The organism is Bradyrhizobium sp. SSBR45G, assembly GCF_030159255.1.
In the GTDB taxonomy this organism is placed as follows: domain Bacteria; phylum Pseudomonadota; class Alphaproteobacteria; order Rhizobiales; family Xanthobacteraceae; genus Bradyrhizobium.
On record NZ_BSCT01000013.1, the window covers coordinates 157,056 to 165,084 of the forward strand.

An 8,029-nucleotide genomic window follows, 5' to 3' on the forward strand; every position below is an offset into this window, starting at 1 on the left:
CGGACGGTCGCAAGGCAAGACGACGCGTGCATTCGACGTCAGGAGCATCGCTTGTCCATCATCGACGACACCAAGGACTATGAGACCTGGCTGCGCCGCCACTGCACGGTGGTCGACGACGACCTCGACACCAAGCATGACCGGATGCGCAAGGACCCCTTCGTGTTTCTGCGCGCGACCTATTACCGCTGGGCGCGGCGCATCGAGACCATCGCCCCGGACATCGCCGACGCCCCCGCCGCCCTGTGCGTCGGAGACATCCATCTGGAAAATTTCGGCACCTGGCGCGACGCCGACGGACGCTGGGTGTGGGGCGTCAACGATTTCGACGAAGCCGCCGTCATGCCCTACGTGTTCGATTTGGTCCGGCTCACCACCAGCGCCGAGCTTGCGCCCAAGATGGCGGTCGACAGCAGCGATGCCGCCGATGCGATCCTGGACGGGTATCGCGCCGGGCTCCAGACGCCGCGCCCGGCGCTGCTCGACGAGCACGAGATCTGGATCCGCTCCTATGTGAAATGCTCGGACCGATGCCGGCGGGAGTTCTGGGACGAGATCGACGAGCTCGAACCCGCCAGGTCGCTGCCGGGAGCCGTCCGCGAGCTGCTGGTCGGGAGCCTTCCCGGAGAGGCCAACGACGCGACATTCCGGCGCCGCGTCGCAGGTGGCGGCGGCCTCGGACGTCCGCGCTTCGTCATCGTGGCGACCTGGCGCGGCGGGCGCGTCGTCCGCGAGGCCAAGGCGCTGGTGCCTTCGGCCTGGACCTGGAAGAGCAACCCGCAGCAGCGGTCCGTGCCACCGCACCAATTCGTCGCGGTGTCGACCGGAGCCCATCGCGCACCCGACCCGTTCCTCAACGTTCACCGCACGGGCGAGGGCGACTATCTCGTTCGGCGGCTGTCGGCCGACTCGCGCAAGATCGATCTCGGCAAGGACGCCGGCGCCGACCTCAAGCGCGACCTGCTGCGCGCGATGGGCACGGACCTGGCCTCGATCCATGCGGCGACGCACGGTGACGCCGTCGCGAACATCACGGCCGATCTGAAGCGGCGCGGGTCAGGATGGCTGCACAAAGCCGCCCGCGCAGCCCGTAAGGCGACGGAAAAGGACTACGAGGTCTGGTGCCGAAAAGCGTGACCACCGATCGGAACGCCGGCCCGCCCGGTCAGTCGGGCTGCACCGCCGACCCGGGCAGCTGCTCGGGCGTCGTCTCCGCGGTGAGCGCAAAGATCAGCGTGCAGCGGATGCCCTGGGGCTCGAACGCCAGTTTCGCCTCACCATCGAGATCGAAGCGGACCACACGGTCGATCAGCGTGGTGCCGAAGCCGCGCGCGCCGCCGGCTTCGATCATTGGCCCGCCGCGCTCCAGCCACACCAGCTCGAGCTTGTGACGGTCGTCGCGCAGCGTCCAGGAGATCGTGACCCGGCCGAGCGGGGCGGACAGCGCGCCGTATTTGGAGGCGTTGGTCGCGAGCTCATGCAGCACCATCGACAGCGGCAGCACCAGCCGCGCCTCCAGCAGAACCGGCGGGCCGTCGCTGGTGATGCGCCCCTCGCCGACGCCGTAGGGCGCCAGCACCGTGGTCAGCAGCTCATTGAGTCCGATGCCGATCCAACGCGTCTGGGTCAGGATGTCGTGCGCGATCGACACCGCCTGGATGCGGCCGGAGAAGGCCTTGTTGAAGGCGGGCAGCGACGGCGAGGTGCGCAGGGTCTGGCCTGCCACGGACTGCACGATGGCCAGGATGTTCTTGACCCGGTGATTGAGCTCCGCGACCAGCATGGTCTGCTGCTCTTCGGCGCGCTTGCGCTCGGTGATGTCGGTCAGGGTGACGATCGATCCGACGGCATCCTTGGCGTCGTTGACCAGCGGCCCGCCCGACAGCAGGAACGAGCGGCCGGACATCCGCGCGTCGCGCAGCGCGACCTCGACGCCATGAAAGGGCTTGGTGGCCAGCGCCTGATCAAGGCTCTCACGGGAGAAGCGCCGCAAGGTGCCTTGCTGGCTGGCGCTCTGCGCGTCGAGCGGAAACACCTCGGAGAACAACTGCCCCACCGGCGCTCGTTCCGCGAGCTGCTCGGCCACCCAGCTCGCATGGGTGATCCGTCCATCGAGCGCCAGCACGACGACGGCGTCGGTGGCCTGCTCCAGGATGGAGCGCGCGAAGCGCTCGGCCGTGGCGACCTCCTCGGCGCGGCGCACGATCGACATGTCGGTCAAGGTCACCAGAGTGGCGACGACGCCGCCCATCGCCATCTGCCGCATCCACACCGAGACCGGCAGATCGCTGCCGTCGGCACGGCGCAGCTGCGCGTCGCTCTGCGCGTCGTCGGTGCGCTGCTGCGGCAGCTCTCCGGCAAACAGCGACGCAAAGCTGCGCCCCACCAGCTGCTGCGCGCCGAGCCCGGTCAGTGCGCAAAGTCTCGAATTGACGTAGACGATGCTGCCGTCGGCATCGAGCGTGAGCGCACCGTCGCTCATCCGCTCCACCAGCACATGGTAGGGCGCGTCGGCGCCCTGCAGCATGATGATCTGAGGTCCGGTCGGGCCCTGCACCACCACGGCATCGACGCTGCCGCGATGAATCGCCTCGACGGTCTCCTCCGCCTCGTTGCGCGGCCGTGCCGCCTGAATCGCGTCCTTTGCCGCCACGCGTCCTCCGTTCAGCTTGGAGCGATATCCAGCCCGACAAGCACCTTCTCCGCATTCGAGAGGTCGCCGATGATGCGCTTGAGCGGCTCCGGTAGCTGCCTGATCAGTGTCGGAATCGCGACGATCTGGTCGCGCTGCGCCAGCGCGGGGTCCTTCATCAGATCGATCACCTCGATCGTGTAGCGGCCCGGCAGATGCGTCTCGCACAGCTTCTTCAGATTGGCGAGCGCGGCCAGGGATTTCGGCGTCTGCCCCGCAACGTAGAGCCGGAGATTGTAGCCATCCCGTTCCATCGATGCGGCCGTCATTTGCTGGACGTCGTCGGCAGCAACGGCGAACGCGCCGGACGCGTCGACCCACGGAGCTGCGCCAGGGCGATGCGATCGGCCGAGCGCTGATCGTCGCGGGCGGCGCCTTCCAGGTTCAATCGCTCCATCTCCCCCTCCTCACTCGCAAGCTGGACTTTCAGCGTTTCGATCTGCCGCGCGATATCCTGCCGGCGGCGCTCGATCTCGCGCGCGCGACGCTCGACCTCCTGCATGCGCAGCACGCGGTCCGCGCGGTCGCGGGTCTCCTGGGCCACCCGCGCGGATCCGGTGAGCACGCCATCGGGACCGACATAGACCTCACGCAGGGCAATGCCGTCGGAGCTCATCAGGAACTCGCGCACCTGATTGGAGTGCGCCATGCCGCGTGACTTCAACAGATAAAGCTGCCGATTGTGCTCGCCATTGGTCTCGCGGTTGTAGAGCAGCAGCCAGGTGTCGGTCAGCGACGAGATCTGCATTTCGGTCGTCGCCGTATCCGCGGTGCCCGCGCCGAGATTGGTGAACAGCGCCGTGACGCCGCGCGATTTCAGGAAGTCGATCAGGCGCAGCGTCATCGAATGCACGTCGCCGGCGATTCCCGCCCCCATCAGGGACGAGATCGGGTCGACCACGACGGCGGCGGGATCGAACTCCCTGACCTCGCGATGCATCGCGGCGAGATGCGTCTCAAGGCCGTAGAGATTGGGACGGCGGGCCGAGAAGCGCAGCAGGTCGCGATCGACCCATTGCTGCAGGTCGAGACCGACCGATCTCATGTTGCGCACGATCTGCTGCGGCGACTCTTCCAGCGCGAAATAGATGCAGCGCTGTCCAGCCTGGCAGATCGAATTGGCGAAATGCGCCGACACGGTCGATTTGCCGGATCCGGCCATGCCCGAGATCAGGATGCTCGATCCCTTGTAGTAGCCGCGTCCCTCCAGCATGTCGTCGAGATCGGCGATGCCGGTCGAGACCCGCTCCGTCGACGCATCATGCGCAAGGCCCGACGAGGTGATCGGCATCACCGTGATGCCGTCCTGGTCGATGATGAAGGGATATTCGTTGGTGCCGTGCGCCGTGCCGCGATACTTCACGACGCGCAGCCGTCGCGTCGACAACTGGTCGTGTACCCGGTTGTCGAGCAGGATCACGCAGTCGGCGACATATTCCTCGAGACCGTAGCGCGTCAGCGTGCCGTTGCCGCGCTCGGCGGTGATGATGGCGGTGACGCCCTTGCTCTTCAGCCATTCGAACAGACGGCGCAGTTCGGAGCGCAGCACAGCCTGGTTGTCGAGGCCGCCGAACAGCGTCTCGATCGTGTCGATCACCACGCGCTTGGCGCCGATGGAATCGATCGCGAAGCCGATGCGGATGAACAGGCCGTCGAGATCATAGTCGCCGGCCTCCTCGATCTCGTTGCGATCGAGATGGATGTGGTCGACCACGATCTTCTTCTGCTCGATCAGCCGTTCGATGTCATAGCTCAGCGAGCCGACATTCTTGATCAGGTCCTCCGGCTGCTCCTCGAAGGCGATGAACACGCCCGGCTCATCATGGGCGACCGCGCCATTGTAGAGGAACGTCATGGCGAACAGCGTCTTGCCGCAGCCGGCCGCGCCGCACAGCAGCGTCGGCCGCCCCTGCGGCAGGCCCCCGAAGGTGACCTCGTCGAGGCCGTCGATTCCGGTCGGCGATTTCGCGATGACAGGAAGATTTCGCGTCACGATCCGAGGACGCATGCTCGTTTTCATCAATTCCCCCGCCGTCGAACCAACACGCTTCGGCCACACCAATGCGTGAGCCGACGTTCCAGAACCGAAAAGGTTCCAGCGGCGGGAAAAGATTTCGGTTGGCGGGCGATCCGTGGACGAGCGGCCGCCGTTACGGCACGCTCAGCTGGGTTCTTGCCACGGGCAGCACGATCAGCGCGCCGCGACCACCTTCAGGCCGGGAAGCAGCGCGGCGCCTCCGCGCGGGCTGCGGACCGGATTGATCTGGTACAGACCACGCCGCTCCTGGTTGGGCTTGAATGCATCGGTGATGCCGACGACCGACTCGGCCGCTCCCAGCAGCAGGGTGCCGTCGGGCTCCATCACCTTGGCCATCCGCTCGAAGATCGAGGCCTTGGTTTCCTGATCGAAATAGATCAGCACGTTGCGACAGAAGATGACGTCGAACTTGCCGAGATGCGAGAAGTCCTGCAGCAGGTTGAGCTGGCGATGCTGCACCATGCCGCGGATGTCCGCACTGAGCTGCCAGAGCTCGCCGAGCTGGGTGAAATGTTTCACCAGCAGCTGGATCGGCAGGCCGCGCTGAACCTCGAACTGGCTGTAGAGCCCGGCCTTCGACTTCTCCAGCACCTCCTGGGACAGGTCGGTGGCGACGATCTCGATGCGCCATCCGGCCAGCGCCGGGCCGAATTCGCGCAGGCACATCGCAATCGAATAGGGCTCCTGACCGGTCGAGCAGGCGGCCGACCAGATGCGCAGGGACCGCCGGCTGGCGCGCGACTGGATCAGGCCGGGAAGGATGCCTTCGCGCAGATGATCGAACGGAATCTTGTCGCGAAAGAAGAACGTCTCGTTGGTGGTCATCGCCTCGACGACCTGTGTCGTCAGCTGCTCGCCGCCGCTCCGCAGCTTCTGCACCAGCTCCGGGATGCCCGGCAGGTTGGCGCGACGCGCCAGCGGCAGCAGCCGGCTTTCGACCAGATACTGCTTGTCCGCCGACAGATCGAGTCCGGAACGATCCTTCAGGAGCTTACGCAAGAACTCATAGTCAAGGGGGGTCACGAGCGGTCTCCAGCAAACAGACGGACCAGCTTCGGCGCGATCTGATTCAAGGGAAGGATGGCTGCGCAGATTCCGGCATTGGCCGCCGCGCCGGGCATGCCCCAGACGACGCTGGTGGCCTCGTCCTGCGCGATGACGCTGCCGCCGGCGGCGACGATGTCCTTGCCGCCGCGCATGCCGTCGGAGCCCATGCCGGTGAGGATCACGGCCAGCGTCGCGCCTTGCCAGATCTCCACGGCGGAGGTGAACAGCGGGTCGACCGCCGGCTTGCAGAAATTCACCGGCGGACCGTTGTCGAGCGCAATCACGGCGTCGGCGCCGTGGCGCGCGACGCGCATGTGACGTCCGCCCGGCGCGAGATAGATCTGGCCGGGCTTGATGACCTCGCCGTCGATCGCCTCATGGGCCGGCCGGCGGCTCGACCGCGCCAGATGCTCGGCCAGGATGGTGGTGAAGGTGGGCGGCATGTGCTGCGTGATCAGCACGGGGAAACGGTCGATGACCGCTCCGAGCTCGGTGACGACCGACATCAACGCCTGCGGGCCGCCCGTCGACGAGCCGATCAGCAGCACCTTCGGCATCTGGTTGCTGAAGGCGCGGCGGGCGATCGCGGCGGCCGCTGCGGGCGCCGCCGCGGCCGGAACAGGTGCCGCGGGACGCAGCGCCGGTGCGGACCGCAACTCGTGCGCGTGCGGAGCCGCCGGCGCCGCGGCCGGAGCATGGTGAACGGGAGCCGCGCGACGCGCCTTGGCGCCGAGATTGCGGATCTTCTGGATCAGATCGTAGTGAAAATTGTCGGCGGCCGAGGCCTCGCGGGTGCTCTCGGGCTTCGGGATGTAGTCGGCCGCGCCGAGCGACAGCGCCTTGAAGCTGATCTCCGCGTTGCGGCGGGTCAGCGTCGAGGCCATGATCACGGCGAGGTTCTTCTTCTTGGCGAGCAGCCTCGGCAGCGCCGCGATGCCATCGAGCTCGGGCATCTCGATGTCGAGCACGGCGACATCCGGGTTGACGCGGTCGATCTGGTTGACGGCCTCGAGGCCGGTTCGCAGCGACGCCGCCACGACCATGTCGGGCTCGGAGGCGATCCAGCGCGAGATCATGCCGCGGATGACGACGGAATCGTCCACGACCATCACCCGGAGAGGTTCCTGCCTGGTCGAACTAGGAATCGAAGAACTGGCCAACGCGACGCTCATAGTTCACCAACAGGACAGAGGCACAGGGCGACGGCAAGCCCGGGCAAGCACGGATTTGCCGAACTGACAAAAATCAGATCAGCCCGACTTCCTGGAATTTGGCTGTCACGATGTCCTTGTCGAAGGGCTTCATGATGTACTCGTTGGCGCCGGCGTGAAGCGCACGCGCGATATGGGCGACATCGTTTTCGGTGGTGCAGAACACGACCTTCGGCGCGTCGCCGCCGGGCATGCGGCGGAGATTGCCCAGGAACTCGTAGCCGTCCATGACGGGCATGTTCCAGTCGAGCAGAACCGCATCGGGCAGGCCGCGCTTGCAGATCTCCAGCGCCTGCTCGCCGTCCTCCGCTTCCACGATCTGGAAATCCAGACCTTCCAGGATGCGCCGCGCCACTTTTCGAATGACGCTCGAATCGTCAACTACCAGACATGTTCTCATATCAGCCTCTCGGAATCAGGGTCCAAACCGACCGCGCGGTCTCGCGCGGGCGGGCTTACGCTGCGGCCTCAGGCCGCCATCTTGTCGGCAGCGAGTTCGAGCACGCGATCGACATCGAGGATGACCATCAGCTGGCCATCGAGGCGATGCACGCCGCCGGCGAGCTTCGCCATGCGCGGATCGAGGTTGACGGGGTTTTCCTCCCGGCCCTCCTCGGGCAGCCGCAGCACCTCGCCGATCTGGTCGATCAGCAGTCCGTAGGACTCGCCGCGCAGGTCGACGCCGACCGCCATCGGCGGCTTGCCGTCATCGGCCCGGGCAAGGCCGAGCCGCGCCCGCATGTCGATCACGGTGACGATGCGGCCGCGCAGGTTCAACACGCCGGCGATCTCGGCCGAGGACAGCGGCACCCGCGTCACCCGCTCCGGCATGAACACGTCCTGCACCCGCGAGATCGGCAGGCCGAACAGCTGGCCGCCGATCACGGCGGTCACGAATTCGGAAGCCGCACCCTCGGTGGTTTCGATCTTGCTGCTCATCGCACGCTACTCCTGCTCGTTCCTGCTACGCGGCGCGCCGGTTGGCGTCGGCACGCGCCCGTTCCTCGATCTGTTCCTTCAGCGCCGCGATCAGGCCCGGAC

At 66.6% G+C, this 8,029-nt stretch carries 8 protein-coding genes; 1 reads left to right on the forward strand and 7 read right to left on the reverse strand.

Annotated elements, in window-relative coordinates:
• The first annotated feature begins 51 nt into the window (after positions 1 to 51).
• Positions 52 to 1,137 (forward strand): DUF2252 family protein, encoded by a 1,086-nt coding sequence (locus QQL87_RS17555; RefSeq protein ID WP_284420198.1) that lies wholly within the window; start codon positions 52 to 54, stop codon positions 1,135 to 1,137.
• Between the two features lie 28 nt (positions 1,138 to 1,165).
• Here QQL87_RS17555 and QQL87_RS17560 read toward each other — a convergent pair whose 3' ends face one another.
• From QQL87_RS17560 to QQL87_RS17590, 7 genes are all read right to left on the reverse strand, one after another.
• The gene (locus QQL87_RS17560) at positions 1,166 to 2,653 is read right to left on the reverse strand and encodes a sensor histidine kinase (RefSeq protein WP_284420199.1); all 1,488 of its coding nucleotides are present in this window, start codon (positions 2,651 to 2,653) and stop codon (positions 1,166 to 1,168) included.
• 11 nt (positions 2,654 to 2,664) lie between these two features.
• Positions 2,665 to 2,961, reverse strand: a complete 297-nt coding sequence (locus tag QQL87_RS17565; RefSeq protein WP_284420201.1) for a circadian clock KaiB family protein — start codon at positions 2,959 to 2,961, stop codon at positions 2,665 to 2,667.
• Entirely contained in the window at positions 2,958 to 4,712 is a 1,755-nt protein-coding gene (gene kaiC / locus QQL87_RS17570) for a circadian clock protein KaiC (RefSeq protein ID WP_284420202.1), read from the reverse strand. Before kaiC ends, QQL87_RS17565 begins: the two co-directional genes overlap by 4 nt.
• 171 nt (positions 4,713 to 4,883) lie before the next feature.
• Positions 4,884 to 5,753: a CheR family methyltransferase gene (locus tag QQL87_RS17575; protein ID WP_284420203.1), complete on the reverse strand. Its 870-nt coding sequence runs from the start codon at positions 5,751 to 5,753 to the stop codon at positions 4,884 to 4,886.
• Positions 5,750 to 6,949 carry a protein-glutamate methylesterase/protein-glutamine glutaminase gene (locus QQL87_RS17580; RefSeq protein WP_284420205.1) on the reverse strand — a complete coding sequence of 400 codons (1,200 nt, stop codon included), beginning with the start codon at positions 6,947 to 6,949 and terminating at the stop codon, positions 5,750 to 5,752. Before QQL87_RS17580 ends, QQL87_RS17575 begins: the two co-directional genes overlap by 4 nt.
• A 73-nt stretch (positions 6,950 to 7,022) precedes the next feature.
• Entirely contained in the window at positions 7,023 to 7,388 is a 366-nt protein-coding gene (locus tag QQL87_RS17585; RefSeq protein ID WP_006613312.1) for a response regulator, read from the reverse strand.
• A 68-nt stretch (positions 7,389 to 7,456) separates the two neighbouring features.
• A complete protein-coding gene (locus QQL87_RS17590; RefSeq protein WP_284420206.1) occupies positions 7,457 to 7,927 on the reverse strand; it encodes a chemotaxis protein CheW in 471 nt (156 codons plus the stop codon).
• Between the last annotated feature and the right edge of the window lie 102 nt (positions 7,928 to 8,029).